Source organism: Streptomyces deserti, assembly GCF_054782695.1.
On sequence record NZ_BAAGRZ010000017.1, the window covers coordinates 81,078 to 106,944 of the forward strand.

At 70.1% G+C, this 25,867-nt stretch carries 26 protein-coding genes; 16 read left to right on the plus strand and 10 right to left on the minus strand.

Annotation, left to right across the window (positions count from 1 at the left end; translation table 11 throughout):
• Nucleotides 1-2: 2 nt before the first annotated feature.
• The 9 genes from ACYVMZ_RS25450 to ACYVMZ_RS25490 all read right to left on the minus strand — a co-directional run bounded on the left by ACYVMZ_RS25450 (nucleotide 3) and on the right by ACYVMZ_RS25490 (nucleotide 11,059).
• Complete coding sequence (locus ACYVMZ_RS25450; RefSeq protein ID WP_461083463.1) at nucleotides 3-881, minus strand: hypothetical protein; 879 nt, start codon at nucleotides 879-881, stop codon at nucleotides 3-5.
• A 17-nt stretch (nucleotides 882-898) separates the two neighbouring features.
• Nucleotides 899-2,161 carry a putative T7SS-secreted protein gene (locus ACYVMZ_RS25455; protein WP_461083465.1) on the minus strand — a complete coding sequence of 421 codons (1,263 nt, stop codon included), beginning with the start codon at nucleotides 2,159-2,161 and terminating at the stop codon, nucleotides 899-901.
• A complete protein-coding gene (locus tag ACYVMZ_RS25460) occupies nucleotides 2,158-2,460 on the minus strand; it encodes a hypothetical protein (RefSeq protein ID WP_461083467.1) in 303 nt (100 codons plus the stop codon). The genes ACYVMZ_RS25455 and ACYVMZ_RS25460 overlap by 4 nt, the downstream gene beginning before the upstream one ends.
• Nucleotides 2,461-2,509: 49 nt before the next feature.
• Nucleotides 2,510-3,553, minus strand: coding sequence for a hypothetical protein (locus ACYVMZ_RS25465; protein WP_461083469.1), 1,044 nt, complete (start codon nucleotides 3,551-3,553; stop codon nucleotides 2,510-2,512).
• The gene (locus ACYVMZ_RS25470; RefSeq protein ID WP_461083471.1) at nucleotides 3,541-4,194 is read right to left on the minus strand and encodes a hypothetical protein; all 654 of its coding nucleotides are present in this window, start codon (nucleotides 4,192-4,194) and stop codon (nucleotides 3,541-3,543) included. The genes ACYVMZ_RS25465 and ACYVMZ_RS25470 overlap by 13 nt, the downstream gene beginning before the upstream one ends.
• Before the next feature lie 1,607 nt (nucleotides 4,195-5,801).
• The gene (locus ACYVMZ_RS25475; RefSeq protein ID WP_461083473.1) at nucleotides 5,802-7,109 is read right to left on the minus strand and encodes a hypothetical protein; all 1,308 of its coding nucleotides are present in this window, start codon (nucleotides 7,107-7,109) and stop codon (nucleotides 5,802-5,804) included.
• The gene (locus ACYVMZ_RS25480) at nucleotides 7,099-9,186 is read right to left on the minus strand and encodes a hypothetical protein (RefSeq protein WP_461083475.1); all 2,088 of its coding nucleotides are present in this window, start codon (nucleotides 9,184-9,186) and stop codon (nucleotides 7,099-7,101) included. The genes ACYVMZ_RS25475 and ACYVMZ_RS25480 overlap by 11 nt, the downstream gene beginning before the upstream one ends.
• Nucleotides 9,187-9,374: 188 nt before the next feature.
• The gene (locus ACYVMZ_RS25485; RefSeq protein WP_461083477.1) at nucleotides 9,375-10,103 is read right to left on the minus strand and encodes a hypothetical protein; all 729 of its coding nucleotides are present in this window, start codon (nucleotides 10,101-10,103) and stop codon (nucleotides 9,375-9,377) included.
• A gap of 59 nt (nucleotides 10,104-10,162) precedes the next feature.
• Nucleotides 10,163-11,059 carry a hypothetical protein gene (locus ACYVMZ_RS25490; RefSeq protein WP_461083479.1) on the minus strand — a complete coding sequence of 299 codons (897 nt, stop codon included), beginning with the start codon at nucleotides 11,057-11,059 and terminating at the stop codon, nucleotides 10,163-10,165.
• Between the two features lie 521 nt (nucleotides 11,060-11,580).
• Between ACYVMZ_RS25490 and ACYVMZ_RS25495 the strand changes: the two genes are divergently transcribed.
• The 13 genes from ACYVMZ_RS25495 (at nucleotide 11,581) to ACYVMZ_RS25555 (ending at nucleotide 21,257) form a co-directional block, all read left to right on the plus strand.
• Entirely contained in the window at nucleotides 11,581-12,321 is a 741-nt protein-coding gene (locus ACYVMZ_RS25495) for a hypothetical protein (protein ID WP_461083481.1), read from the plus strand.
• Nucleotides 12,322-12,337: 16 nt separating this feature from the next.
• Nucleotides 12,338-13,195: a hypothetical protein gene (locus tag ACYVMZ_RS25500; protein WP_461083483.1), complete on the plus strand. Its 858-nt coding sequence runs from the start codon at nucleotides 12,338-12,340 to the stop codon at nucleotides 13,193-13,195.
• A complete protein-coding gene (locus tag ACYVMZ_RS25505; protein ID WP_461083485.1) occupies nucleotides 13,192-14,499 on the plus strand; it encodes a CpaF family protein in 1,308 nt (435 codons plus the stop codon). The genes ACYVMZ_RS25500 and ACYVMZ_RS25505 overlap by 4 nt, the downstream gene beginning before the upstream one ends.
• Before the next feature lie 43 nt (nucleotides 14,500-14,542).
• Nucleotides 14,543-15,481 carry a type II secretion system F family protein gene (locus ACYVMZ_RS25510; RefSeq protein WP_461083613.1) on the plus strand — a complete coding sequence of 313 codons (939 nt, stop codon included), beginning with the start codon at nucleotides 14,543-14,545 and terminating at the stop codon, nucleotides 15,479-15,481.
• Nucleotides 15,482-15,492: 11 nt separating this feature from the next.
• Nucleotides 15,493-16,401 carry a type II secretion system F family protein gene (locus ACYVMZ_RS25515; RefSeq protein WP_461083615.1) on the plus strand — a complete coding sequence of 303 codons (909 nt, stop codon included), beginning with the start codon at nucleotides 15,493-15,495 and terminating at the stop codon, nucleotides 16,399-16,401.
• Between the two features lie 86 nt (nucleotides 16,402-16,487).
• Nucleotides 16,488-16,739 (plus strand): hypothetical protein, encoded by a 252-nt coding sequence (locus tag ACYVMZ_RS25520; RefSeq protein ID WP_086600464.1) that lies wholly within the window; start codon nucleotides 16,488-16,490, stop codon nucleotides 16,737-16,739.
• A 29-nt stretch (nucleotides 16,740-16,768) separates the two neighbouring features.
• Complete coding sequence (locus ACYVMZ_RS25525; protein WP_461083617.1) at nucleotides 16,769-17,230, plus strand: TadE family protein; 462 nt, start codon at nucleotides 16,769-16,771, stop codon at nucleotides 17,228-17,230.
• Between the two features lie 122 nt (nucleotides 17,231-17,352).
• Nucleotides 17,353-17,778 (plus strand): TadE/TadG family type IV pilus assembly protein, encoded by a 426-nt coding sequence (locus tag ACYVMZ_RS25530; protein WP_461083619.1) that lies wholly within the window; start codon nucleotides 17,353-17,355, stop codon nucleotides 17,776-17,778.
• Between the two features lie 20 nt (nucleotides 17,779-17,798).
• On the plus strand, nucleotides 17,799-18,260 hold the full coding sequence (locus ACYVMZ_RS25535; RefSeq protein ID WP_461083487.1) for a TadE/TadG family type IV pilus assembly protein: 462 nt from the start codon (nucleotides 17,799-17,801) through the stop codon (nucleotides 18,258-18,260).
• Nucleotides 18,261-18,325: 65 nt separating this feature from the next.
• On the plus strand, nucleotides 18,326-18,982 hold the full coding sequence (locus ACYVMZ_RS25540; protein WP_461083489.1) for a hypothetical protein: 657 nt from the start codon (nucleotides 18,326-18,328) through the stop codon (nucleotides 18,980-18,982).
• On the plus strand, nucleotides 18,982-20,031 hold the full coding sequence (locus ACYVMZ_RS25545; RefSeq protein WP_461083491.1) for a hypothetical protein: 1,050 nt from the start codon (nucleotides 18,982-18,984) through the stop codon (nucleotides 20,029-20,031). Before ACYVMZ_RS25540 ends, ACYVMZ_RS25545 begins: the two co-directional genes overlap by 1 nt.
• A gap of 126 nt (nucleotides 20,032-20,157) precedes the next feature.
• On the plus strand, nucleotides 20,158-20,613 hold the full coding sequence (locus ACYVMZ_RS25550) for a hypothetical protein (protein WP_461083493.1): 456 nt from the start codon (nucleotides 20,158-20,160) through the stop codon (nucleotides 20,611-20,613).
• A gap of 413 nt (nucleotides 20,614-21,026) precedes the next feature.
• Nucleotides 21,027-21,257: a hypothetical protein gene (locus tag ACYVMZ_RS25555; protein WP_461083495.1), complete on the plus strand. Its 231-nt coding sequence runs from the start codon at nucleotides 21,027-21,029 to the stop codon at nucleotides 21,255-21,257.
• A 44-nt stretch (nucleotides 21,258-21,301) separates the two neighbouring features.
• Here ACYVMZ_RS25555 and ACYVMZ_RS25560 read toward each other — a convergent pair whose 3' ends face one another.
• Nucleotides 21,302-21,652: a hypothetical protein gene (locus tag ACYVMZ_RS25560; RefSeq protein ID WP_461083497.1), complete on the minus strand. Its 351-nt coding sequence runs from the start codon at nucleotides 21,650-21,652 to the stop codon at nucleotides 21,302-21,304.
• Nucleotides 21,653-21,748: 96 nt separating this feature from the next.
• Here ACYVMZ_RS25560 and ACYVMZ_RS25565 point away from each other — a divergent pair, with 96 nt between their 5' ends.
• The 3 genes from ACYVMZ_RS25565 (at nucleotide 21,749) to ACYVMZ_RS25575 (ending at nucleotide 25,818) form a co-directional block, all read left to right on the plus strand.
• Nucleotides 21,749-21,871 carry a hypothetical protein gene (locus ACYVMZ_RS25565; RefSeq protein WP_461083625.1) on the plus strand — a complete coding sequence of 41 codons (123 nt, stop codon included), beginning with the start codon at nucleotides 21,749-21,751 and terminating at the stop codon, nucleotides 21,869-21,871.
• 225 nt (nucleotides 21,872-22,096) lie between these two features.
• Nucleotides 22,097-25,084, plus strand: a complete 2,988-nt coding sequence (locus ACYVMZ_RS25570) for a BTAD domain-containing putative transcriptional regulator (RefSeq protein ID WP_461083499.1) — start codon at nucleotides 22,097-22,099, stop codon at nucleotides 25,082-25,084.
• Nucleotides 25,081-25,818, plus strand: coding sequence for a prepilin peptidase (locus ACYVMZ_RS25575; protein WP_461083501.1), 738 nt, complete (start codon nucleotides 25,081-25,083; stop codon nucleotides 25,816-25,818). Before ACYVMZ_RS25570 ends, ACYVMZ_RS25575 begins: the two co-directional genes overlap by 4 nt.
• Nucleotides 25,819-25,867: the final 49 nt, after the last annotated feature.

Here is a 25,867-nt window from a genome sequence, read left to right on the forward strand (position 1 = left end):
GTTCACGCCTTGCCTTGGCTGATGTCTCCGGGGCCTGGTGCCGCGTCCTGGCCGGTCTCGTTCATCACGAAGCCCCGTGACTCGGATACGACGCCCCGTCCGCTGCCGGCAACCGTGGACTGAACACGTACGAGCCCGCTCGGCAGCCGAGTGAGGACGGGGGGCGTGGCACCGGCGGGCAAGGATCTCGTAAAGCCGGAGAGTCGCTCGCGCTGCTCAGCCGAGAGTTCGGACTCGGCCAGTCGGCGATGGGTTCCGGTGAGCAATCCGACCAGCTCGGTGGTGTGGGCGGAAACGCCCGTGGTCAGCCGAGCCCATGAACCATCTCGGAAACCGATCCGGAAGTCCTTGCGGCCGATGCTGAATCGCCTGACCGCCGCCTCGGCGACGTTCTCCCGCGGTGTTTCCCACAACGCCGTGCCAGAGCCCACAACGAGCAGACGTCGCGTGGTCAACACGAGCTCCGTGACGTAGCCCTGCGGACGTCGGGAAGGGTCGAGCTGCCAGGGCAGAGAGCGAGCCGTGTCGCCGGCGTCGGCCCACATGACCGGGAAGTCGTCGACTTCGTTCTCCCGCTCCTCCATCCTTCCGCGGCCCGGCTCGGGGCCGACCGTACTTCCGCCCAGCAGGTCGGAGAGGATGCCCCCGACCACGGCGAACACGCCCGTGACAGCGGTTCGCGCATGCACCCCGATCCTGCCGGGGAGGCGGCGGACTTCAAACGCGGGCCCGTCCGGCCAGCCAGGCAGCTCGGCCTCGATGTCGTTGCGCCGGCGGTCTCGGAAGGAGCGCCGTCCTTCCACGGATGCAGCGGTGCCGGTCGCGAACGAGACCGGATAGCGGGCCAGTTCGCTTTCGCCGGATTCCGGATGCCAGTCCACAGGATTTTCCGTTCGCATCAGGAGGCGACCGCCTCTTGGAAACGGTCGCCGGGGTTGACGAGCTCACCGATGTGCGTGGGGATCGACACCAGCTTAGGAGCGATCTTGATGCCCGCGTCGATGCCACGGCCCAGGTTGCTCATGGGGTCGATGGACCACCTGCCTCGGCTCGCCAGGCTCAGTCCGCGGGTACCGAGCCACTGGCCGTTGTGGACGGTCTGCTCGGCGACCAGGGTCATGCGTCCCATCAGCCCCTCCGCCTTGATCAGGCCACCGTGCTTGAGACCCCACAGCCCGACGGTCTTGCCCTTGACGGTGAAGCTCACGGCTCCCGCGACGTTGTCACCGATCCCGACGATGTTCCGTCCGATGGTCGTGACGCCACGGGTTCCTCTGCCGAGTTGTGTCGCGCGCGCCGCCGCGACCGCGCCGTCGGCGACCTTGACTCCCTTGGCGAACGCGGTGATGCCCGGGATGGAGCCGAGGGCCTCGAGGCCGATGGTGAACCAGCTGACATCGGCACCGCCCGCCTTGGCCGCGAGATGGCTGAGGAGTGCGATACCGCTGGTCACAGCGGCCGCGGTGGCGAAGATGGCTCCCAGGGGCGGGAAGGGCATCGTGATGATGGCCAGCATGCCGAGGATGCCGCTCAGGTCTCCGACCAAGTCGCCGATCTTCTTGAAGACGTCGGCGTTGTCGTGGAGCCATCCCTTGGCGTCGTCCCAGAAGCTGTCCTTGATGACGTCGTCGAGCTCGTCACGGATCTTGCCGGCGAAGTGCGCGGCGCGCTCGTCCCGCTCTGACGTGATCCGGCTGAGCTGCAGCCGGTACTCGCTGAGCGGGTCGTGGTCCGTGCCGCTCGGAGAAGGGCTCGGTTCTCCGGGACCGGGCTTGTCCACTGTGGCCTTCTTCTTGCCTGCGTCCGCCTCTTCCTGGGCCTTCTTCGCGTTGGCGAGAACCTTGTCGGCCTGTATCTGGAAGTCCTCAAGCTCGCCAGCCCAGCTGGTCAGATAGCCGTGTACGTGTTCGTAGCGCTCCGCCACCTCACGCAGCTTCTTCTCCAGCCCTTCGGACTCGTCCCGCAGGGAGCCCGCGTACTTCCCCTTGAGCTCGTTGTCGTCGCCGATGCCGCGGAGCAGCCCGGCCTGTTCACGGAGAGAGCTCGCCACGCCTTTCATACGCTTGACCTCTGCGCGGATCTCGTCCGGATCGCCGGGTACCGGGTCCGACTCCGCGAGGGGATGCCAGTCGCGGGGCCGGGTCTTGGGGGCCGTCGTCACTTCTTCTTTTCCTTGCGCAGCTGCTTGGCGAGCTCAGCGTCCAAACCCGTGAATCCGTCGATGGTGGCCTTGACGAGTTTTCCTACGGTGTCGATGTGCGTGAGCAGGCTTTTGCGGTAGTCATCCCAGTTGTCCACAAATTCGTCCATGGCATCCGTGATGTTGCCACTGCCCCAGTGCTCGCGCATGTCGTCGCGATGGTTTCCCAGGTTCTTGAACTCCTTCTTGATTTTTCGGAGACGGGTCTCCGACTCCACAAGAAGGTCGACGTTCACCCTGAGGTCTGAGTCGTTCGCCATGCTTGGTCACTCCGGCGGGGCTGGTGCTTCTGAGCTGAAAGTGTCGCTGTCAGCGGTTGACGGCTTGGATCTCCTGGACCGTGACGTCCTGTTCGGTGCCGAAGGTGCCGTTGGGAAGGTCGCCGCCGGCGCCGCCCGTGCCGGTCCAGGTGACCTTCCAGGTGATGGTTGCCAGCAGCTTGAACACGCCGTCGCCGGAGGAACGCAGGTATCGGATCCCGCAGGGCGGGGTCTGATCGGCCTTGCCCTTGGCGTATGGCTCGCCGATGGAGCCGTCGTCGTTGATGGCGCACTCACCGGAAGCGGGGTAGGTCTCGGCGTCCGTTGTCCCTGGTTCAAGTTTGAGAGAGACAGGCTCGGCGGTGGTGGTGGCCTGGAGGTGCACACCGCCGACATCGAGCGAGGCGGTGACCGAGACGTTCTTGAACTTTGCTCGGTCGAGCCAGGCCCAGGTGGGGAGGTTGACCTTGGTGGCATTGGCCGGGGCCAGGGTCACCTCGGTGTCCGGAACTTTGATCCGGTTGTACGCGAGTTGGGCGAGAATCTCGGGGGTCACCGCGTTCTCCACGTCCGGGGTCTCGCCGTTTTCCACCCAGAAGGTCCGCGTGTCACAAGCGAAGGCGGCCGGGTCTCCTGCCTCCTCCCGAGCCTTGTCCCTCACCGCGTCCCACCACATACCCTTGCCGGTTTCGGACTTGTTGAAGTCTTTGTACGGGTGCCCGTTGATGTAGTAGTTCTTGGACCGGTTGTATGCGTCTCCGACACCGCTGGCGTGCGGAATGTTCCACTGCTTCTCGAACTCCTTGGCAAACTCGGCCGGAGTCCACTTCGGTTCGTACCAGCAGGCGGGTGGAGACCAATCGCCGACGGGCGCGAACCCCCCAGACTTCTTTGCTCCCGCCTCGCCGGTCGAACCGCTGAAGACGATGCGTGACTCGAGAGTCTGACCGCCGTCCTTGTCGTTGTTACCTTCGACATCGAACTGGGACCCTCCGGGATCCTTGGCGAAGGCGACGGTGGGGGCGAGCAGTGTGCAGGCGATGGCCAGCATGCTTACAGTGGCCGCGGATCCGACCTTGTTCACTGAACGCATGCCTTGCTCCCTCGCACAGAGGTTCCGCTGGACGTCTGCCAGACCCCTTGCTCGTTCTTCTCCAAACGCGTGTTGTACAGGACGTAAGAGTCGTCAGTGGCCGGAGACTTGTCGACCTTGCCCGTCTTGCGGTCCTTGTTGTACGCCTTGGTCTCGTCGGCGCAGAACGAAATTCCTGCGGACTTCTTGTTGAACAGCTCGATCTTGGGGTTGAAATAGCGCGTGGTGCCGGTATAGGTGAGACCGGCGTCCACCCACTTCTGGACCCACTTCACAGATGTGGTGAGGGCCTCACCCTTGTAGTAGAAGGTGAGACCGGGCGTGTCCGTCTTGCCCTTGAGGATCGCCTCGTTGATGGCGGTCTGCGCTCGCGCCGCATCTGCCAGGACGGCGTCCTTCGTCGTGTTGCCCGTCTCCCAGTTCTCGAAGACGTCCTCGACGCCGCTGGCAAGCTTGATGTCGGGTCGATCGACGGAGTCCGAGACGCTTGCGCTTGGCGTGGACTTGTTCGAGCCGCCGGTGTTGGAGCCCGCGATTTTGTCGTTGTCCTTCGAGCCGGTGTCACTGCTGCCGCACGCGGTCAGCAGGAAGGCTGTGGTCGCGGCGAGCGCGACAGCAACGGGCAAAGTGCGGCGCTTCACAGTGGACTCCCCGTGAGACATGAGTTCAGTTGAGAGCACTGACGGTATCGGTGGGGCTGGGGAGTTCGCCAGGCGGAACTGTCCCTAGGGGGTTGGTAATTGTGAATTTATTGGCGTAAAACGGTAGCGTTCTGTGCCCTGATCGTGTCCAGGGGCCGCGCCCTTGGCCACGGACTCTTTCCACGCGTCCGGGGCCGGGTGTCACTGCTGTCTTCGCGGGAGTTATTGAGTCACGGCGGATGCCTGGGGAGCATCGAGGCCCCGGGTGGCTGGCGCGGCTCGGGTTCGGGGCGGGGGCCGTCTCCATGTGGCTCCTCGTGTGGTGGAGCGCCCGTTACTGGTATGCGTCCTTCTGCGAAGGCAGGCGGCCCGAGCCGGTCGAGGAGCCGGATCCGTGGCCGTGGGGACTGCCGTGGTGCTGATCGGTGTGGGGCGGGGTTGTCACCGGTGTTCGTCAGCTGGGACGTGGGGACAGCAGCGGGTGGTTCTCGCTCGGCTTCGGCTTGTTCTTCGGTCTGCTGGGCGCCATGCTCCTCGCCATCCTCGTGTGGACAGCGTGCGTGACGCGGAACCCGCCGATGCCCGTGCGGCCCGCCGACCCGCCGCGGCCGCAGCGGAACTGGGGGCCGATCGGAAGGTGGGGGACGGAGAGGGGCGTCCTCCTCCGTCCTCAGTCGAACGCCCCCCTCGGCACCTCCAATGTGTGCCACTCCACCCACCGCCCAGCTGTTCGTGACGATCAGCCAGTGCGAACAGGACGAACGGCGCCGGAATGCCGAGCAGCGCCACGGCCCACGTGGGCAGGATCCAGCCCAGCTGCGCCACACACAAGCAGCACAGCAGGAGGGCCGTCGCCGTGCGGGGCATGGAGGCCGCCGTGGCGGTCGTCGTACGACGCTCCTCTGGGTCAGGCTGGAGGAGGCGCAGATCAGGGTTCCCAGGGCGGCGCCTCCGAGGAAGCCGCACAGCAGGCCGCCCGGCAGGAACATCGCCGGGGCACCCGCGTCCGGGAAGGCGAAGGTCAGGCCGCACAGCATGCCCGCCACGGCTCCGTTGAACGCGAAGGTGACCAGGGCCACGCCCGCGACATGTGTGCGGATCTGTTCCCCCGAGGGCTTTGTCCCGTGCCCGGAACACCGAACCCCAGGAGACGGCGAAGACCGGAGTGCCCAGCATCAGCGCGATCACCGCGCCGAACAGACCCCCGCTCTTGCCCGGGCCATCGGTCGGCGGGGAAGAGTCCCTGTACCTGCCAGGCCACCCCCGCCAGCAGAACGATGTACAGCCAATAGCCGGCCAGCAGAGCCCAGCCCACGCCGATGCGGGCTCCGCGTTTGCCCACGCCACCGGTGTCTGCAGCAGGCCCGCGACGGGCAGGGCGATCAGGGCCCAGGCGGAGATGAATGCTTCGCCGCCGCGGTTCTCGGCCTGGACTGTCTCGACGAACTGCGGCGAGGTCGAGAGCCCGAACCATTCGGGGCTCGCGGTCAGCAGCACCGTGAGGGCGAGGGATACGGCGAGTGCGGTGGCACCGGCCGTGATCCGCAAGGCCCTGGTTCATGACAGGGCCGTGGCCTCGCGCACCGTGCCGCCCCGCGGAGCAGTCATCAACTCCTCCTCCGTGCCTGCGCTGTGCGCCAGGGCCGCGAGCCGCTCCGCGAGAAATCGCCGCGTGCCACCCGCGCGGCGATCCCCTCCGTCTCACCGCGCACCAGCGACCCGTACCCCGTCGCCGCCCACACGCTCCGCTCCGCTGGGAGCTCGAAGTACGGGACCGTGCGGCCGTCGGCGGTCCTGTCGGTGAGGACCTCCGGGGCGCGGCGGAGGCGTACGGACTCGGTGCACTGGGCGCATGCCGCCACGTGCAGGTGGTCGCGGCGGCCCAGGGGGCGCCAGGTCGTGCGGGTGGTGGCGCGGCCGTGCAGGGGGTTGAAGAAGCAGAGGGGGAGGCTCTCGCCGGGGGTGAGGGCGTCGTGGCCCTCCGCGGTCAGGGCCAGGACGCCCGCCAGGTCCGGGATGCCGCGGGCGGCGTCCAGGACCGTGCCGGCGGCGGTGTAGGCGTCGAGGGCCTTCTGGAGGTCCACATCAGCAGTCGCCGGGTCGGCCGAGCGGGTCGCCTCGCCCAGGGCCAGGACCTCCGCCTCGGCCCGGCGGCGCAGTGCCCTCTCGTCGGCCTTGCGGGACGTCGCGAAGACCACCTGTGGGACGGAGGGCGTACGGGGGCGGCGGAGGAGCGCGCGGGCGGTCACGGCTGTCAGGGCCAGGGCCGGTACGGCGATCAGTGGCCAGAGCCACCAATTGGGGGCTGTCGATGATGGGTTGCCCGCACGGGCGGGTGCCTTGCGGGAGGGCGCGGCTTCGGCGTCCAGGTCGCGTACCGCCTGCTCGTACGCCTCCGTGCCCTTCCCCTCCGCCACCAGTTCCACGGCCTTCGCCGTCAGGTCGGCCAGCCCCGCGTGCCTCGTCTCGTCCATGAGGCCGACGGCGGCCGCGGCGTCACGCGTCTGGTGGGTGTCGCTCGGCCACTCGTAGCCGTTGAGCGAGTCCGTGAAGTCGCTGTCCGTTGTCAGGAGGATCAGCTCGCGTCGGGGGAGGCGGTCGCGGATGACTGCCGCCAGGACGTCGGAGTCGCCGTTGAAGGCATCGCCCTTCGTCAGGGGCGTGAGGACGATCTTGATCGGCAGGTCTGTCTTCTTGATCTGGGCGGCCAGTTGGCGCTGCCGGGGCGGGGGCACCGCGTCGGCGTAGGCCTGGTCGACGTAGACGGGGGAGGTGCGCAGGGCGTTCGCGATGCGTTCTCCGGCGCTCGGTGGCGGGGTGTCGGCGTCCGTCGCCTGAGCCGGTGCGGTGGCGATGAGGGCCGTCAGGATCAGGGTGGCCAGGGTCGTGAGAAGGCGCTTCGCTTCAGTGGACACCTGCGGTCTCTCTCACCTTGTTGATGAGCCGGGGGATTCCGTTCGGTACGGCTTTCAGCGGGCCGCCCAGTGTGGTGTACGGAACGCGGGTGTTGCCGGCTTCGGGGTCGGGGAGCTTCATGATGTTGTCGGGGATGGAGCGTGGGGTGGCGATGGCCGTGTTGCGGCAGGGGTCGCAGACGGGGAGCAGGCGCCTGCTCTGGCTCTTGGGAGCCACGCGCACGTGGTGGCGGCCGACGGCAGGGCCGTGGAGGGGGTTCACGCCGCAGCACAGGTCGTTCGGCTCACCGGCGAGCGCGGCGCGGCCCGCGCGGGCCAGGACGATGACGGCGACCAGGGTCGCGGGGTCCAGTCCGCGGTCGCGGATGCCGTCGGGGTCTCCGCCGGCGAGGAGCAGGGCCGCGTCCAGGCAGTCCGAGGCGTGGGGGTTGTCGCGGGCTGCTTCGGCGTTCCTTGCCAGCGCCCTGAGCTCGGTACGGGCCGTGCGGCGCAGGTACGCCGTCGACGGCTCGGTGGGGGCCGTGAGGTGCAGCTGGTGCGTGGGCTCGGGGGTGCGGCGCCGGAGCAGCGCGCCGGCGGACTTCCGTACGACGGCCAGCACGCCGGTGAGGACGAGCACCAGGAAGGCGCCCACGAACAGGCCCGGCCAGAAGTCGCCCGAGAACAGCGGGGGCAGGGCGTCCTCCTTGGCCGCGTTCGGGGCGGGAGCGGGGGCGGACACACTCTCCGGCCGGGCCGTGCGCGGGGCCTCGTCGAGGAAGGTCATCAGGGCGTCGAGGCGCTCGCCCAGCAGGTGGTCGTCGGCGTCGTCCGCCTTCTCGTCGCCGTAGGCGAGGGAGTCCGGCAGGTCGAACAGCAGGTGGTAGGAGTCCAGGCGCAGGCCGTGGTTGTAGACGTCGATGAAGCCGTCGTCCGGGTCGGCGACGACGTACACGCCGTCCCTGCGCAGCTTGGCGTGCACCGCGGCGGCGAAGAGCTCCGAGTCGCCGGCGGACTCGCTCTCGGGGGTCTGCGGGACGAGCGTGACGTACACCGGGCCGCCAGTCCCGGAGCGGGCGAAGGCCTGGATGCGGTCGTGCAGGCGGGCGAGTTGGCGTGGGTCCAGGACGCGCGGGCTCTCCGGGTCGTGGTAGACGGGGTCCGTCCTCAGGCCCGTCACCACCCGCTCGACGCGGGCCGACAGATCGGCGGGCGTGGGCGGGGGAGAGGCGCTCGACCTCGTCTGGTCGAAGGCGAGGGAGGCCGTGACGGCGACCGTGGCGGCGGTGGCGAGTGCGACAAGCGGTGGGATCAGCCGGGCGAGACGGCCCGTTCTCTCAGGGGAGTTGGTGCCGGGTACGTGGCTGCGGCGGCGGCGTACGTATCGTCTTGCGCGGCTCATCACGAGCAGGACCAGCAGCGGTACGCCGGTGAACAGGATGCCCGTCAGGAACGACTGGTTCTCGCGGTCGGACGGGCCGATGTACATCTCGGCGGGCTCGTCGTCGCGGTACTTCTCGCGGGCCGCCTCCGCGCGTTCGGCGGCCTTGCCCTCGCCCAGTGCGACGACCTCCACGAAGCGCTCGAAGCTGCGCAGGGGGCCCGCGTCGTAGGGGAGTTCGTACCTGGCGACGGTTGCCGCGTCGTCGGCCGGGGCGCGTACCCCGTACGCGGCGGCGTCCGTGACCGTCGATTCGTCGAGCAGGACGTACAGGCCGTCCCGGTCGAGGCGGTCGTGGACCGCGCCGAGGAGTTCCTTGCCGTCCAGGGCGCTCAGGCCCGGGAGGACCAGGACGTATGTCGGGACACCGGTGCGCTGGGCCAGCTTCGCGAAAGCCGGTGCCGTGGACTTCGGGATCTCGCGCGGGAGTTGGTCGGTGACGTGGACCGGGTTCTCGCGGAGGCGGTCGGCGAGGTACGCGGCCTGGGTGGAGGGCTCTGCCGCTTGGGCCGGGGTGGCGGCTGCGAAGAGGGCGGCCAGGGCGGTGAGGGTCAGGAGCAGGCGGACCGGCAGTGGTTGAGCCGACGGTGGCCGGGCCAGGAGGGAGCGGGTCGGGTATGCCGACGGCCGACGGGCTCCTCGAACGCCCCGTGTCATGACTGCTCTCACCGGTATGACCCCCGTGGTTCCCATCGCTGTCACGCGCGGAACTCTACTGGCGGTTCGCTAGTGCGAAACAGCCCGTCCGGCGGGGTGGGGCGCCCTCGTGGCCGATGACCTGGAGAGCTCCCCGCATGGGGCGTGGGGGAGCGCGGGAAGGGACTGGTACCGGCAGGGGAGGCGGTTCAGCCCAGTTTCGCGTTCTGCGCCTTCACCACCTCCGGCGGCAGCTTCATGTCGCTCGGCCTTCCGGCGGCCATGGCCGAGCCGTTCACCGAGAAGTAGACGGCGACCACGTCACCGCTGCGAACGGCCTGGGCGTGCATGGCGTGGGTGACGCCCCGGGACGTCAGCGTGGAGCGGAAGCCGAGGGACTCGTCTCCGGCCGGCGCCACGGGCTTCTCGGCCGTGACGGAGCCGATCGTGCTCGTGCCGTTCGCCTTCGCGGTGAAACCGCCGCCGCACGCGTCCACGGCTTCGGACAGTCCGGCGAACGCCGATTCGGCCTTGCCGGGGTCGTCGTACGTCGCGAGCGTGATGTACGTGAACCCGTTGCCGAGGCCTTCCGAGGCGTAATGGGTCAGGTCGGCCTGCGACTCGCCGAGGGGGAACTGGTTCATCGCGTAGGCCAGCGGGGTGCAGGCGGGCTTGTCCACGGTCATGTCGTCCGGGGACTTGGCGAAGGCGTACTCGTCGTCCTCACTGGAGGTGGGAGTCACGTCAGGGCCGGAGAGGTCGGCCTTCGTGATCATGAGCTTCGCCAGCCGTTCGGCCGGCGTCACCTGTTTCGCCCCGGAAGTGGTGGGCCTCGGCTCACCGGTCGCCTTGTCCGGGTCCGCGTCGCCGCCGCACGCGGTGAGCGTGGTGAGGGACAGCAGGGACAGGGCGGTGGCGGCCAGGGCGGCGCGCTTCATGGGGAGCTCCTGGGTCGTACGGAAAGGTTCGAAAGGGGGAAGATCAAGCCGCGCCTGGGCTACTCGTCGACCAACGGCTTCAGCGCAGGCGGCAGTTCGGGCACCCGAGCCCCGGCCGCCTGAGCGTCCGCGACAGCCCGGACGTACGCCACCGCCTCCGCCCGCAGCCGCTCCTTCTCGTTGCCCTGGCGGCTGCCCGCCAGCCAGACGGCGATCGCGAGCGGGACGAGGACCAGGGTGCCGTAGCCCAGGGGGTTGTCCGAGGTCGCGGCCCAGATCGCGCCGCCCGCACCGGCGAACACCAGCAGGCAGCCGGCCTCGTCGTGCCAGCCGCCTGCGTCGGCGATCCGCTCGTAGGCGTCGACCGCCGGGGGCTTCGGCGGTACGGCGATGGCGGGCTTCGGCGGTGCGGCGACGGGGTGCTTCGGCGGTACGGACCCGGGGGTCACCTGCTGATCCGGCAGCGGCTCCGCCGGCGGCACCGGCTCCACCGCCGGATACGACGGAATCGGCGTCGCGCCCTTGCCGCCGCCGCTCGCCGAACGGCCCTCCAGCCACGCCGGTACGTGGGTGAGCGAGATGCCGTGGGCCCGGGCCGTGCCCAGGACTTGGCGGTAACCGGTGAGAGCGGGGTGGGTCAGCTCGCGCTTCCAGCGGTTGCGCAGGTGCAGGGCAAGGGCCACAGCGGCGATGAAGAGCGCTCCTGCGAGGCCCAGCGCCGCGGATCGGTGCGTGGCGAACGCGGGTACCGGCATCAGCAGGACGACGCCGACCATCACCGCCAGCGCGGTCAGCCACTGCAGCGGGCCGCGCTGCACCGCCTCAACCGCCCGCCGCCGCTCCTCCAGCAGCGCGGTCACCGCCGCGTCGTCCGTGTAGTCGGCGCCGTACCGCACGCCGATCGCGCCGACCGCCTCCCTGACCCTCGGGTCGGACGCCAGTACCGCCCCGCTCACCGGCAGAAGTCCCGTCCGCCTGCCCGTCACCGCTGAAGCACCCCGTGTCCCCGTGTCCCCGTATCCCTGTGTCCCCGTGTCCCCGTGTCCCCGTGTCCCCGTGCCCCGGTCGTCCCCGTCGCTGATCCGAGCGAAGATCAGCGAAGATCATGGCATGGCCACCGCCCCCCTTCGTGGGCGATTCGTGCGGGCATCATGACCGGACTGTGATGAAGACCGCGCCGGCGGCACCGTGCCGCACCGGCGGCCGATTCGCTCGCGCACAGTCGGGAGGCCGCTGCACGGCCCTCTCCAACGAGGCGGAGAGGCCCGGAAGTTGCAGATGAATAACGCTGTGAGCGGCGGGCTCCGTGAGGCCCGACGCGTCTTGAGGGGCTTATGTGCGGCTGATACGGTGCCATGGCTTGACACTCACTTCGGCGCTGGCTAACCGGCCAGCTCAGGCGCTGTGTTGAACAGACCGAGAAGTGCGAAGTGTCCCAATTGGCAGACAATTTCTTGGGTGTACGGGGAGCGGTTGCGTGAAGATCCAAGAGCGTACGGGGGCGGGCGCAGGTCGTTCCGCCGCTCCGGCTCAGCCGTCGGTCGGTGACCGGCTTCCCACACCGCCTCGCGAGCGCAAACCGGCACTGGCCGCGCTGGCGGTGCTGCTGATTCTGGTCGGTGCGCTCGGTGCCACCATGCTCGTGCTGCAGGCCGGTGACCGGATCGAGGTCGTGAAGGTCACACAGCAGATCCCCGTGGGCGGTTCGGTCACCGACAGCAACGTGACGTCGGTGATGGTCGCCGAGGACAGCAGCATCCACTACATCAAGTGGAACCAGCTGGAGGGCCTGAAGAAGCTGAAGGCCGTCACCACCATCCCGGCCGGCGCCGTCGCCGTCGGGGAGATGTTCGGTGAGGAGGCGGGCGTCGCCGCGGGCAAGGCCACGGTCGGTCTCTCCCTCAAGGCCGGTCAGTACCCGAGCGGGCTGAAGATCGGGGACGTCGTCGCCGCCTACCGCGTCAGCAGCGACTCCGGCTCCAGCTCCAACTCCGGCTCCAGCTCCGGCAGCAGCTCCTCCTCGGCGTCCGGCGGCAACGCGCTCATCGTCGACCAGGCGCGCGTCAGCTACGTGCCGCCGGAGAAGGGCGACGAGCTCGTCAGCAGCACGAACCTGGGGATCACGCTGACCGTCGACGCCGACAAGGCCGCCGAGCTGACCCAGGCCGCCTCCAACGGCGAAGTGAGCATCGTCCTCGTCTCCGGCACCAGTAACTGAAGGCAGCCACACACCCATGGCGCTCATCGCTCTCGCCGCCGACAAGGGTTCCCCCGGCGTCACCACCGCGGCCGTCGCCCTCGCGGCGGTCTGGCCGCGGCGCGTCCTGCTCGCCGAGACGGACCCGGCGGGCGGTGACCTCGTCTACCGCAGTGCCGCCGCGCACGGCGGGCCGCTCAACCCGAACACCGGGATGCTGTCCATCGCCGCCACCGCCCGGCGCGGGCTCGTGCCCGACCAGCTGTGGGACCACGTCCAGCCGCTCAGCGGCGGGCTGGAGGTGCTCGTCGGGCTCGGTATCGCCGAGCAGGCCGCCGGGCTCGCCGGGCTGTGGCCGACCCTCGGCCACGCCTTCGCCTCGCTCGCCGACTCCCCGCACGCGCCCGCCGACGTCATCGCCGACTGCGGCCGCATCAGCGGGGACACCCCGGCCGTGGAGCTGTTCCCGCACGCCGCCCTCGTACTGCTGATCTCGCGTACCGAGCCGGAGGCCATCGCGCGGGTGCGCGACCGTGCCGCCGCGCTCGCCAACAAGCTGCACGGCGGCCCGCGCGGCGCCGCGAGCCTCGGGACCCCGCTCATCGGCGTCGTCCTGATCGCCGACCCGGGCACCGCCGGCAAGCTCGCCTCCCAGGTCAACGACATGCTCGTGCACGCCCAGACCGGCGCACGCGTGGTGGGCACCCTCGCCGACGACCCCGCCGGCGCCGACCAGTTGGCCGGGCGCAAGCGCGGCCGTCTCGACAAGTCGCTGCTCATCCGCTCGGCCCGCAAGGTCACCGCCGACCTGTACCAGCAGTACGGCGCCGCCTGGACCATGTCCGCGCAGGCCCAGCAGGGCCACATGAACGGCCACGCGGGGGCCGGCGCATGACCGCTGTCGACCACCAGCTGGTCAAGCGGTTCCGCCAGGAGGCCGGCGACCGCATCGCCGAACAGCGCCGCCTGGACCAGGTCAACGGCGTCACGCCGATGTCGACGGAGGACGAGCGGCAGTACGCGCGGGCCGTCATAGCCCAGATACTCGAGGAGTACGCACGCGCCGAGATCAACGCCGGCCGTACGCCCCTCGACGCCGAGACCGAGGAGCAGTACGCGGCCGCCGTGCACGCGGCGCTGTTCGGGGTCGGCCGCCTCCAGCCGCTGCTCGACGACCCCGAGGTCGAGAACATCGACATCAACGGGTGCGACCAGGTCTTCGTCGGCTATTCGGACGGGCGTGAGGTCCGCGGCGAACCCGTCGCCGAGACCGACGAGGAGCTCATCGAGCTCATCCAGGTGCTCGGCGCGTACTCGGGTCTGTCGTCCCGGCCCTTCGACTCCGCCAACCCCCAGCTGGACCTGCGGCTGCCGGACGGTTCGCGTCTGTCGGCCGTCATGGACGTCGCCAGGCGACCGGCGCTCTCCATCCGCCGGGCCCGTATGGGCAAGGTGTTCATCTCCGACCTCGTCGGCAACGGCACCCTGACGCCCGAGCTCGGGCACTTCCTCGCCTGCGCGGTCCGCGCCCGCAAGAACATCATGATCGCGGGCGCCACGAACGCCGGTAAGACGACCCTGCTCCGCGCCCTCGCCAACGAGATCCCGCCGCACGAGCGTCTGATCACCGTGGAGCGTGCGCTGGAGCTCGGGCTCGACACCTTCCCCGACCTCCACCCCAACGTCGTCGCCTTCGAGGAACGCCTGCCCAACTCCGAGGGCCAAGGCGCCATTTCGATGGCGGAGCTGGTGCGGCGTTCCCTGCGTATGAACCCCTCCCGCGTCATCGTCGGTGAGGTGCTCGGCGACGAGATCGTGACCATGCTGAACGCGATGTCGCAGGGCAACGACGGCTCGCTGTCCACGATCCACGCCAACAGCTCGCACGAGGTCTTCAACCGCATTTCGACGTACGCGCTGCAGGCGGCGGAGCGGCTGCCCATCGAGGCCAGCCAGATGCTGATCGCGGGTGCGGTGAACTTCGTCGTCTTCATCCAGCGGCGCAACAACTACCAGAGCGGCGGCCGCCTCCAGCGCATGGTCACCTCCGTACGCGAGGTCAACGGCGTCGACGGACGCGTGCTGTCCAGCGAGGTGTTCGCGGAGACGCCCGACGGCCGGGTGGTGCCGCACGCCCCCCTAGCCTGCCTGGAGGACCTGATGGCACACGGTTACCGGCCCAGCGGAACGTGGGGGTGACCCGGTGACCACGACACTCGCCGCGGTCGGCTCGCTCGGTTCCATGGGCGGCCTGTTCTCCACCACGGTCCTGTACGGGCTCGCCTGCGGTGTCGCCGTGGGCGGCGGGCTCGCCCTGCTCATCGTCGCCGTACGCGGCCTGCCGGCCAAGCCCGAGCACGAGAAGCAGAAGGCGGCCGAGCGGGCGAGCGAGCTCATCCGGTTCGCCGGGCAGCGCGGCTCGCTCGCGGCGATCGTCGGGCTCGTCGTCCTGCTCCTCACCCGTTGGGCGGTGGCCGGCATCGCGGCCGGTGTCCTCGTCTTCTTCTGGGACCGGCTCTTCGGCGGCGCCGCGGAGGAGCGTGCCGCCATGCGCCGCGTGGAGGCCCTGGCCTCCTGGACGGAGTCGCTGCGCGACACCATCGCCGGCGCGGTGGGCCTGGAGCAGGCCATCCCGGCGTCCGCCCGCGCGGCGGCCCCGGTCCTGCGCCCGCACCTGGACGCCCTGGTCGACCGCCTGCGCGCCCGTACGCCGCTGCCCGAAGCGCTCCAGCAGCTCGCCGACGAGATCGACGACGCGTCCGCCGACATCATCGTCGCGGCGCTGATCCTCAACGCCCGCCTGCGTGGCCCGGGTCTGCGCCAGGTCCTCGGAGCGCTGGCCAAGTCGGCGCGTGAAGAGGTCGACATGCGCCAGCGCGTGATGGCCCAGCGGGCCTCCACGCGCCGCTCCGTCCAGATCGTGGTCGCGGTGTCGGTCGCCTTCGTCCTCGGCCTGTCCATCTTCAACCGGGAGTTCGTGGAGCCGTACGGCACCGCCGTCGGCCAGCTCGTCCTGGCCTGTGTCTGCGGCCTGTTCGCACTCGGCTTCTGGTGGCTGCGCAAGCTGTCCACCATCGAGACGCCCGAACGTTTCCTGGTCCGGGACGAGGCGGCGGTCCGGTTCGTCCGTCCCCGTACGCCGGCCCAGCCGGTCCAGCATGAAGAAGGGGTACGACGGTGAACGACCTGACGATGCCGGTCGTCGTCGGCGCCATCATCGGCCTCGGCGTCTACGTCCTCGTCCGCGCCCTGATGCCCGGCAAGCGCAGCGCGATCGCGCAGGTCGCCCGTATCGACGCGATGCGGGCGCGCGGGGCGGCGTACGAGTCGGCGCGCACGGCGAAGGACACCGGCCGCTTCGGCTCGCTGCGGGCCGAAGTCGGCGCCCGGGTCGCCGAGTTCTACCTCCAGCAGGGCTGGGAGCAGCGCTCGCTGCGCGCCGACCTCGCGGTGCTGGAACGCAGCTGGGAGAACTTCCTGGCGACGAAGGTGCTGCTGGGCGCGGCGGGCCTGTTCTTCGGCCCGTTGCTGTTCGCGGTCGTGTGGACGCTGGGCTTCGGCAGCGGCCCGATCATCCCGGTGTGGCTGGCGCTGGTGTGCGCGGCCCTCTTCTTCTTCCTGCCCGACCTGGAGGTACGGCGGGACGCGGCCGAGAAGCGGCGCGACCTGCGGCGGGTGATCGGCGCGTACCTGGACCTGGTGTCGATGAGCCTCGCCGGCGGCCGCGGCCTGCCCGAGGCCCTGATGGCGGCGGCCGAGATCTCCGACGGCTGGGCGAACCAGCGGATCAAGAACGCCCTGTCCGACGCCCGCATCACCGGCGTCAGCCAGTGGCAGGCGCTGGGGCAGCTCGGCGAGGAACTGGGCGTCGAGGAGCTCAAGGACCTCTCCGCCTCCCTGGCCCTGGTCGCCGACGACGGTGCGAAGGTCCGCGAGTCGCTGGCCTCCCGCGCGGAGACCATGCGGCACCGCGAACTCGCCGAGATCGAGGGCAGCGCGGGCGAGAAGTCCCAGTCGATGCTCGTCGCCCAGCTGCTGCTGTGCGCCGGCTTCCTGGTGTTCCTGATCTACCCGGCGGCGATGCGGGTGTTCCAGGTGTGACAGCTGCTTCCGGTACCGACTGCCCAGAATCCAGCGTGTTTGAGCGCGCTTCAGCGAGTCTCAGCTGAGTCGAGAGGACAACTCCCATGAACGGACGGAACTTCCACACCGGCATCCCGGCGGTGGACTTCCTGGTCGTCTTCCTGCAGGGCCGCGTGGAGCGGGCCCGCTCCGGCGAACTGGACCGCGGTGCCTCCGCGGTCGAGTGGGTCATCATCTCCGCGGTCGTCGTGGCGATCGTCGGCGTCGTGGCCGCGATCATCAACCGCGCCCTGGAGGGCGGCGCCGAGAAGGTCGAGAACTGCATCAACGGCGCCAACCAGAGCGGCACCTGCTGAGCGTCGTACGGACAACGGGGTTGACGGGGTTGCACGTGGGCGTCGGCAGATGGGCACGCCGCAGGGTGGAGGCCGCGCGGAAGGCGGCGGCCGCCCGCGGCGACTCCGGCATGACCGCGATCGAGTTCGTGCTGCTCACCCCGGTCCTGTTCTTCATGATCTTCGCCACGGTGCAGTTCGCGCTGTACTTCTTCGCCGACCACATCGCCCAGGCGGCGGCCCAGGCCGGCGCACGCAAGGCCCGTGCCATGGCCGACGAGAACCCGGGCGCCTGGCGGGGCGAGGCACGGGACGTGGTCGACAGCTACATCAACCAGCTCGGCCCCAAGCTGGTGCTGGCCCCGGACGTGGCGATGCTCCAGCCGGAGCAGAACACGGTGGGCGTGGAGATCACGGCACGGGTGCCGACGGTGTTCCCCGGGCTGGATCTGACGGTGCACGCCCAGTCGGTGGGGCCGGTGGAGAGGTTCGTGAGGGAGGGGGAGAACTGATGTCTCTGTCCTTCCCGAGGGACCGCTGGTCGTTGCAGGACGGCCGGTCGCTGGAGGAGGGCCGGTCGCTGAGGGACCGCTGCTCACTGAAGGTCCGCCGGTCGCTGAAGGAGGGCCGGTCGTTGAAGGAGGGCCGGTCGCGCCGATCCTGGGACGACGACCGGGGTCTGTCCGCGATCGAGGTCGTGATCCTCGCCCCGGTGATGATCCTCTTCATCCTCGTCCTGGTCGCCTTCGGCCAGATGGTGGACGGACGCGGAGCGATCGACGGCGCGGCACGCGACGCGGCCCGGGCCGGATCGCTCCAGTGGGACGTCGGCAACGCCATGGCGGAGGCGCGCAAGGCGGCCGAGGCCAACTTGACGGATGTCTGCGTCGGCCCGGTGTCCGTGACCAAGACCAGCGCGGGCTTCGCCGACGCCGACCTCTTCACGGTCGAGGTGAGCTGCGAGGTGCGGGGCCTGGGGATGCTGGGCCTGGACATCCGGACGCGGATGTCGGGGTCGTTCACCGCTCCGCTGGATCCGTACAAGCGGAAGGCCGGGTGAGGCAGATGAGAAGGCCTGCCATGGCCGCGGTCCTGGGCACCTGGCTGGAGTCCCGCCGGGCCCGTCTCGACGACCGCGGCTCGGGCGCCGGCGCGGTCATCATCTTCGCGCTCGTCTTCCTCTCCCTGTCGGCGTTCGTGATCGACGGCGGCCTGTCCATCTCCAAGCGGGAGCGCGCCGCCGACATCGCGGAACAGGCGGCCCGGTACGCCGCCCAGGACATCGACCGGGAAGACCTCTACGAGAACGAGAACGGCCCCGCGCCGATCAACTTCGAGAACTGCGACGCCCGGGTGAAGGCCTTCGCCCGTGAGATGGACATGTCCGGCGCGGACATCGCGGGAACCCACTGCGTGGCGGCGAACGCCCAGCAGGTACAGGTCGAGGTCCAGCTGACGTACTCGCCGGTGTTCACCGGGATGTTCTACGGCGGGGACGTGGTCGTTCGCGGGCAGGCGGTGGCGGAGAACGAGGTGGGCTGAGACGCCGGACCCCTCTTCTCCTCCCTTTCCCTCAGCACGTATTCCCCCCACGGAGGTACAACCCCATGCGCACACGCACGACCACGGCGGCCACGGCCGCCCTGACCGCGGCGGTGGCGCTGCTGCTGGCCGGCTGCGGTGGTGGCGACTCCCAGGACTCCGGCTCCGACAAGATCGCCGGGGCGGACACCGGCTCGTCCTCCGCCAAGCCGTCGACGTCCGCCACGGCCGACACCATTGAACGGCCGGAGATCAAGCTGCCCAAGGACGTGGTGAACGTCTTCGAGGACACGCAGACCGGTGACGCGAAGAAGGACGCGGTCCTGGCCGACAACGAGAGGCGCATCAACTCCATCGACGAGGCGATCACCGTCGACGCTCCGAAACACCCCGCCCTCGCGTTCTACTCCAAGGACGACGCCTTGCTGTCGGCGGCCTCGTACATCAAGTCCTTCTACGACGACGGCCGAAGCTTCACCGGCAAGACCCGCTACTACGACCGCGAGGTCACGTTCCTCAAGGACGGTGCCGCCGCGGTCACGTACTGCATGGACGCGACGCAGACCTACCCGAAGGACCGTAAGACCGGCAAGGTCGACAGGTCGGTCAAGGCGTCCCCGAGCGACTACGTCTTCTACAACACCCTCCTGGAGAAGAACGCCAAGGGCGTGTGGCAGACCACCAGTGTCACGTCCACGGAGGCTGCCAAGAGGTGCATGTGATGCGTCGTACGACTGTGCTGCGTGTCGTCACCGCGTCGGCGCTCGCCGTCGCCGTGGCAGCCGTACCGACCCCGGCGACGGCTGGTGGCGGACGCGGCGGCGGGGAGAGCGGCGGCTACGAGGGTGACGCGAACGGCTCTGCCGACGACGGTGTCATCAGGGCGGAGACCAAGGTCAGGGTCACCATGGACGGCGGCTCCCGTTCGTCCAAGTCCGGAACGCTGTCACCGTCGAACAGCAATTGGACACCACCCGCCTGCTGGTACGAGCCCGCGTTCTCCCCCAAGGAGATCGAGACCACGGTGAAGCTCCTGCGGAGTATCGATGGGGTTCTGCCCGGAGTCGGGGCCATGGTCGGGGACTCACTGGACCACCGCTACAAGGACGGGCACCCGTACAAGAACTACAACCTCGACAAGCAGGGCGAGGGAATGTTCTGGGCAGCGGTCAAGAACCCGAACCGCAAGGACGACCCCGAAGCCAACTCCTGCGACAAGCCCCCCTTCTGGGTCGACAACGGCGACACCCCCGACGAGCCCCTCGCCCTCACCCCGCAGGTGCTCGCCGAGTACGCCTACGACGAACTCCCCGTCCCCGACACGGAGATCGAGATGGCGCCGACGGGCACGTCGACCGTCAACCTGCCCACCTGGATCTGGCTGGACAGGGCCAGGTTCAAGAAGCTCTCGGTGACGGCGAGCCTGCCCGGTACGGGCCTGTCGGCGACCACCATCGCCGAGCCGGTCTCCCTGCACATCGACCCGGGCACGAGCTACGCCGAGACCTACCCCGCGTCCGGAGACTGCGAGATCAACGCCGACGGCAGCATCGGCGAACCGTACGCGAAGGGCAAGGCCGACCGGACCCCGCCCTGCGGGGTGACCTACCTGCGCTCGACCGACGGCGACGGCGCGTACCCGCTGAAGGCCACGGTCACCTGGAAGATCAGCTGGACGAGCACGACGGGTGAGGGCGGCGACCTCCCGGACGGCACCTTCGGCACGACGCAGGACGTGACGGTTCAGGAGATCCAGTCGGTGAACCGCTGAACGCCGAGTCGCTGAATCGCTGAACCGAATCCGAGAGGAACCCACTTCTCCATGTTCTATGGAGAGAAGATCCCAAAGGGGTGGATATCGATCACGACCGTCCTCTACGTGGCCGGTGTCGCCGCCATGGCTGTCGGTACCCTGCCCGACGAGTTCGGTCTCTGGCTCGGCCTGTCGGCCATGTTCCTCGTCTTGGTCTACCTGCCCTTCAACGCGGTCCCGCTGTCGAAGTACTTCTTCAACCGCGTCCAGATCGACAGCCAGACCCTGCGGGTCGGACGGGAGCGGATTGCCCTCGCGGACATCGATCCCACGTCCGTCCACGCGGCATCCCAGCAGGCCGTACCGGGCGTAGCCCAGCGCTATGCGGCCTCTGCGGGAGCCATCGACGCACCGCTCCCGGGTCTGCGCGCCACCGACCTCGGCAACCCGCGCCTCGTGGGTGGAGGTTGGAGCGTCCCCATGGGCATGGACAGCGTCGTCATCGCCACGCGCCGGGGCGAGGCCCTGACGATCGCCACCCGTGACCGAACCGCGTTCCTGTCGGCCCTGGGCACAGCCCTGGGTGCTGGTGCTCGGTAGCGACGACGCCCGACCGCGCGGTTCCCCGGCGAACTGACGCCGAAGGCGGTCGCAAGGAGGGTTCAGTCCCCGGCCGACCCGGAAAATCCTGCGGACCTGCACACAGTTCACCGAGTGGTCGTCCGCAGCCCGGTGTACGGGGATGGGACGGCATCGGAACCCGCCGGCCACGGTTCTGCGGCACTGCGAATCCGGCAGATCGTGTGAAGGAACGGGCCCGGATGGTGACCACGTTTCCACACTGATGAATTCAGCGGTGGCGGGAGACCGCAATAGGGCATCGGGCGACTGGCTGCCTGTTCTCCTGCGTGCTTTGATCGGTGGGCGCAGATCGCCGGTCATGATTCCGCTTCCGGGAATCAGGTGAACTCCGCCGTCATCGCGAATGATTGATACGAAGGGAAAGGCGCGCCATGAACCTCGTGCCCAACGTCGAAACGACCGAAATCTCCGACGCTGACCTGGACAGCATTTCCGGCGGCCAGGCGGGTGGCGGGGCCGTCGGCATCGACGCCGGTGCGGCCGCCGCTGCCGGTCTCTACGTCGAGGCCGGCGCCCTCTGTGTCGGTGGCGGTGTCGGCGCCGCCGTGTCGCCCGCGGGCGTCTCGGCGGACGTGCACCTCCACGCCGCCGCCACGCACTGATCACACACGTGCCGTAGGTCCCGGATCCCCGGATCCGGGGCCTTTCACTTGTTCCCGCCGCCCTTGCTTTCCTTGCCGCCCCGCTTGTCCTCGGTCTTCATCGCGTCGTTGACCTTCTTGGTGAGTTCGTCGTCGAGCTTGGTGAATTCGCGGACGACGGCATCCGACATGTCGGCGAGGGCGTCGAGCTGCTGCGTGATGTCCTCACGGCCGTCCTCCCAGTTGGACTCGAAATCGTCGAGGGCGTCGTTGACGCTGCCGTCACCGATGTCGTCCCTGTACGACTCGAACATCTTCTTGGTGTGGTTCAGACGGGTCTTGATGGAACGCAGCCGCCGACCGAAGCCCTCCAGCTCGCTCAGCGGCAGTGAGAGGTCGCTCTTGCCCTTGCCCATCTGTCCGTCCCCCGACTGTCTCTCCTGCGCTGACCGGCACCGTACAACGGATCGGTTTCGGTACGGGATATCGAGTCGATGGGGGAGTCCGGCGTCATGGCCCGCCACATAGAGCCGCTCACGGTCGAGCGCGGGGGTCTCCCCATCAAGGTGCCGGAGTCGTGGTGCGAGTTCGACGTACGGCCGGTGTCCCGGGAGGACTCATCCGGCGGGTGGTGAGCGAACGGGTGCGGCAGCGCCCGGAGTTGGCGCATTTACCGGGACACCTGCATCGACTTGCCGGAGACCAGCCGGCCCCCGCCTGCCGCGCAGCCGGTGCGTCCAGGGCGACATCGACGGTGTCCATACGAGTAAATAAGATCTCTGTAGGCTCAGCACACCCCTCACAGAAGTCGCTGAAGTCACCCGGCTCACCTTCCTCCACACACGACCAGGACACCCGCCATGCCGCGACGCCGCACCTCAAGCTCGTCAAGCTCGACGGGAAGCACGACGGGGACGACGGCCCCGAGGAACCGGACACCGCAGCCGGTGCGCGTGCGGCGGCGTTCGTTCGGGGACTTCGTGAAGGCGTTCCTCGCCTTCGTCGCCCTGGTCGTTCTCCTCGTCGGTGTGCCTCTCGCGCTGGCCACGCAGATCGGCTGGCCGCTGCCGAGCGGGGCGCCGAGTCTCGACTGGCTCCAGCGGCCCGTCACCGTCGAGACGTTCCTGAACACCCTCACGGTCGTGGTCTGGTTCGCCTGGGCCCAGTTCACCGCCTGCGTGCTCGTCGAGATGAAGGCCGCGCTGTCCGGTGTCGGCGTGCCGGGGCGGGTGCCGGGCGCCGGACCCAGCCAGCTGCTCGCGCGGCAGCTCGTCGCCGCGCTGCTGCTCGTCGGCGCCACGGCCGCCAGTTTCGCGCCGGGGCTGTCGCAGCTCGGGCAGGGCTACGACGCCAACCACAAGCCGGCCGTCGCCGCGGCCCAGCAGACCCCGGGCCTGTTCGCGCAGCAGCAGGAACAGGCCGCGGACACCGCCGCCGCCCTCGCCGAGCAGGCCTCCCACGCGGCCGCCCACGCCGACGCCGGCAGCACCGCCAAGAAGGGCGACACGAAGTACTACCGGATCCAGCCGCCCGAGGGCCGCCACCACGACTCCCTGTGGGAGATCGCCGAGCGGCACCTGGGTGACGGGCGCCGGTACAAGGAGATCTTCGAGCTCAACAAGGACCGGATCCAGCCGGACGGGTCCCGGCTGTCCGAGGCCAGCCTCATCCGGCCCGGCTGGATCATGGAGATGCCGGGCGACGCGCGCGGCGGGGAACTCGTGGAGATGCCCGACGAGGCGCCCGACGTGTCCCCCGAAGTGCAGCAGCAGATCCACGACTACGCCCAGACCGGGGATCACGCGCAGGGCGGCGGTGGCGCCCAGGGTGGCGGCGCCCAGGGCGGCGGCGGCCACGAGCACGCCGGCGGAGGCGCCTCCCACGTCTCCCTCCCCGAGCAGCGCCCCGCCCCCGACACCGGCCACCAGCACGCCACGTCCCAGCAGAGCGAGTCCCACTCCTTCGGGCTGCCCGAGGCCCTCCTCGGCGCGCCCCTGCTGGCCGCCGGTCTCCTCGGCGCCCTCGGCCACCGGCGCCGGCAGGCGCTGTGGCAGTCGGCGCTCGGGTCGTTCGGCGGTGGCCGGCGCGGGATGGAACCGCCCAGGCCGACCGGGGACGCCCAGGACGTCCAGGACGCGCTGCTGGTCGGCGCCGACCCCGAGGGCGTACGCCTGCTCGACCGGTCGCTGCGCGGGCTCGCCGCCTCCCTCGCCGCCGAGTCACGGCCGCTGCCGACCGTGTACGCGGCATGGCTGAGCAACGGCGACCTGCACCTCCAGCTCGCCCAGCCCGCCGGAAAGCCGCCCGCGCCCTGGCAGCTCGGCCAGGACCAGACGTTCTGGATGCTCGCGAAGACCGACGCCGAGCGGTACGAGGACGTCGACACCGCGGCCCCGTATCCCGGGCTCGTCAGCCTCGGCACCATGGACGACTCACGACTGCTGCTCAACCTGGAGTCGGTGCCGGGGATCGTCTCCCTCGCCGGGCGCGAGGCCGACCGGGCCGCCGTGTTCGCCTCCGTAGCCGCCGAGTTGGCCACCAACGGCTGGTCGGACCGCATGACCATCACGCTCGTCGGCTTCGGGCAGGACCTGACTCCGCTCGCCCCCAACCGGATCCGGCACCTGGAGGACACCGAGGCCCTCATCGAGACCATGGAGGCCGAGACGCGGCAGCGGCGCGGGGCGCTCGGGGCCGCCGGGCACGACTCCGTGCTCACCGGGCGTACCGGCCCGGCCCAGCACACCCGTTGGGCCCCGCACCTCGTCCTGCTCGCCGCCCAGCCCTCCGCCGAGGACGCCGTCAAGCTCGCCGAACTCGCCGCCGACGCGAGCCGCCTCGGCATCGGCTACCTCGTCGGCACCGAGACCGGCGATCTGCCCGGCGCCGCCTGGGAGATGGAGATCACCAGCGAGGGCAAGCTGCTCGCGCCCCTGCTCGGGCTGGAGCTCGACGCCCAGCTGCTGCCCGCCGCCCAACAGCGGGCCGTGGTCGAGCTGTTCGTCCAGGCCGACCCCGAGCAGGGCCCCGACGGGCCGGTCAACACCCCGCCGTTCCTCGTCGACATCAGCGAGCAGGGGCGGCCCGCCGTCTACGCCCGCCTGGTCGGGCCGTACGAGATCATCGGGCTGGACACCCCGGACGGGGAGCGCAGCGCGCTGCTCCACGAGGCGCTCGCCCTGCTGCTGCTGCACCGCGAGGGCGTGCACCCGCGCGTGCTGTCCTCCGCGCTGTGGCCGCGCGGCGTCACCGACGACGTACGGGACGCCCTCCTCGACCGGCTGCGCGCCTGGCTGGGCACCGACCCCGACGGCAGCCCCCGGCTCCGCGCCGACGCCACCGGGCGGCTCACCCTCGCCAAGTCCGTCGTCTCCGACCTGGACGTGCTGCGCTCCCTGTACTACGAGGCCACCCAGGGCAAGGGCGTCGACAGCCGTGCCGTGCGGGGGCGGTTGCTCACGGACGCGCTCGTCCTCGTCCGCGGGCCGCTGCTCGCCGACCGGCCCGAGGGCCGCTACCGGTGGCTCACCCACGAGATCATCGACGCCCAGCTCCCGCTGCTCGTCGCGGACACCGGGCTCGCCCTCGCCGAGTTCCACATGGAGAAGAACCGCGCGGAGAAGGCCATCGAGGCCCTCGACGCGGCCCTGCGCACGGCCCCCGCCGACGAGCGCCTGTGGAACGAGCTGCTGCGCGCCACCCACGCCACCGGCGACACCTCCCGGCTCACCGCCCTCGCCGCCGACCTCATCGGCCGCAGCGGGGCCCGCGGTCTGCCGCCGCGCACCGAGGCACTGCTCGACGAGCTGCTGCCCACGTGGCGCGACGGCGTCGCGGCCGTGGGATGAGCGACCTGCCGCTGATCGTCGCCGCCGCGCTGTGGGGCGCGGCGGCGGGCACGCTGCTGCCCCGTGCCGCCTACCGCTTCTCCGCCCCGTCCGGGGAGCCGTGGCGGGACGCGTGCCCGGGCGGGCATGCCGTCAAGGGCTGGTTGGGGCCGGCCCGTTGCGACCGGTGCGCGGCACCGGGATCCGCGTACGGCCCCGGCGCCTGGCCGCTCGCCACCGCCACCGCCCTCGTCTGCGCGGCCCTCGCCGCCGCCACCGGAACCCGGCCCGAACTGGGCGTCTGGCTGCTGCTGGCACCCGTCGGCGTGCTGCTGACGGTCGTCGACTTCCGGGTACGACGGCTGCCCGACCCTCTGACCCTCCCGCTCGCCGGCGCCGCGCTCGCCCTGCTCGGCCTCACCGCGCTCGTGCCCGAGCACGCCGGGCAGTGGACGACCGCCCTGCTGGGCGCCCTCGCCCTCGGCGCCGGCTACTTCGTGCTGTTCCTCATCAACCCCGCCGGCATGGGCTTCGGCGACGTGAAACTCGCCCTCGGGGCCGGGGCCGTGCTCGGCTGGTACGGCTGGCCGACGGTGCTGCTCGGCACATTCGCCGGGTTCCTGCTCGGGGCGCTGTACGGCGGCGCCCTCGTCGTCGCCCGCAAGGCCGGGCGCAAGACGGCCATCCCGTTCGGGCCGTTCCTCATCGCGGGCGCCTACCTCGGCCTCCTGGCCGGCGCGTACGCGGGCGTCTAGCCACACCCCGTCGTCTCCGACGTCTGGATCAGCGGCGACCTCGGATTCG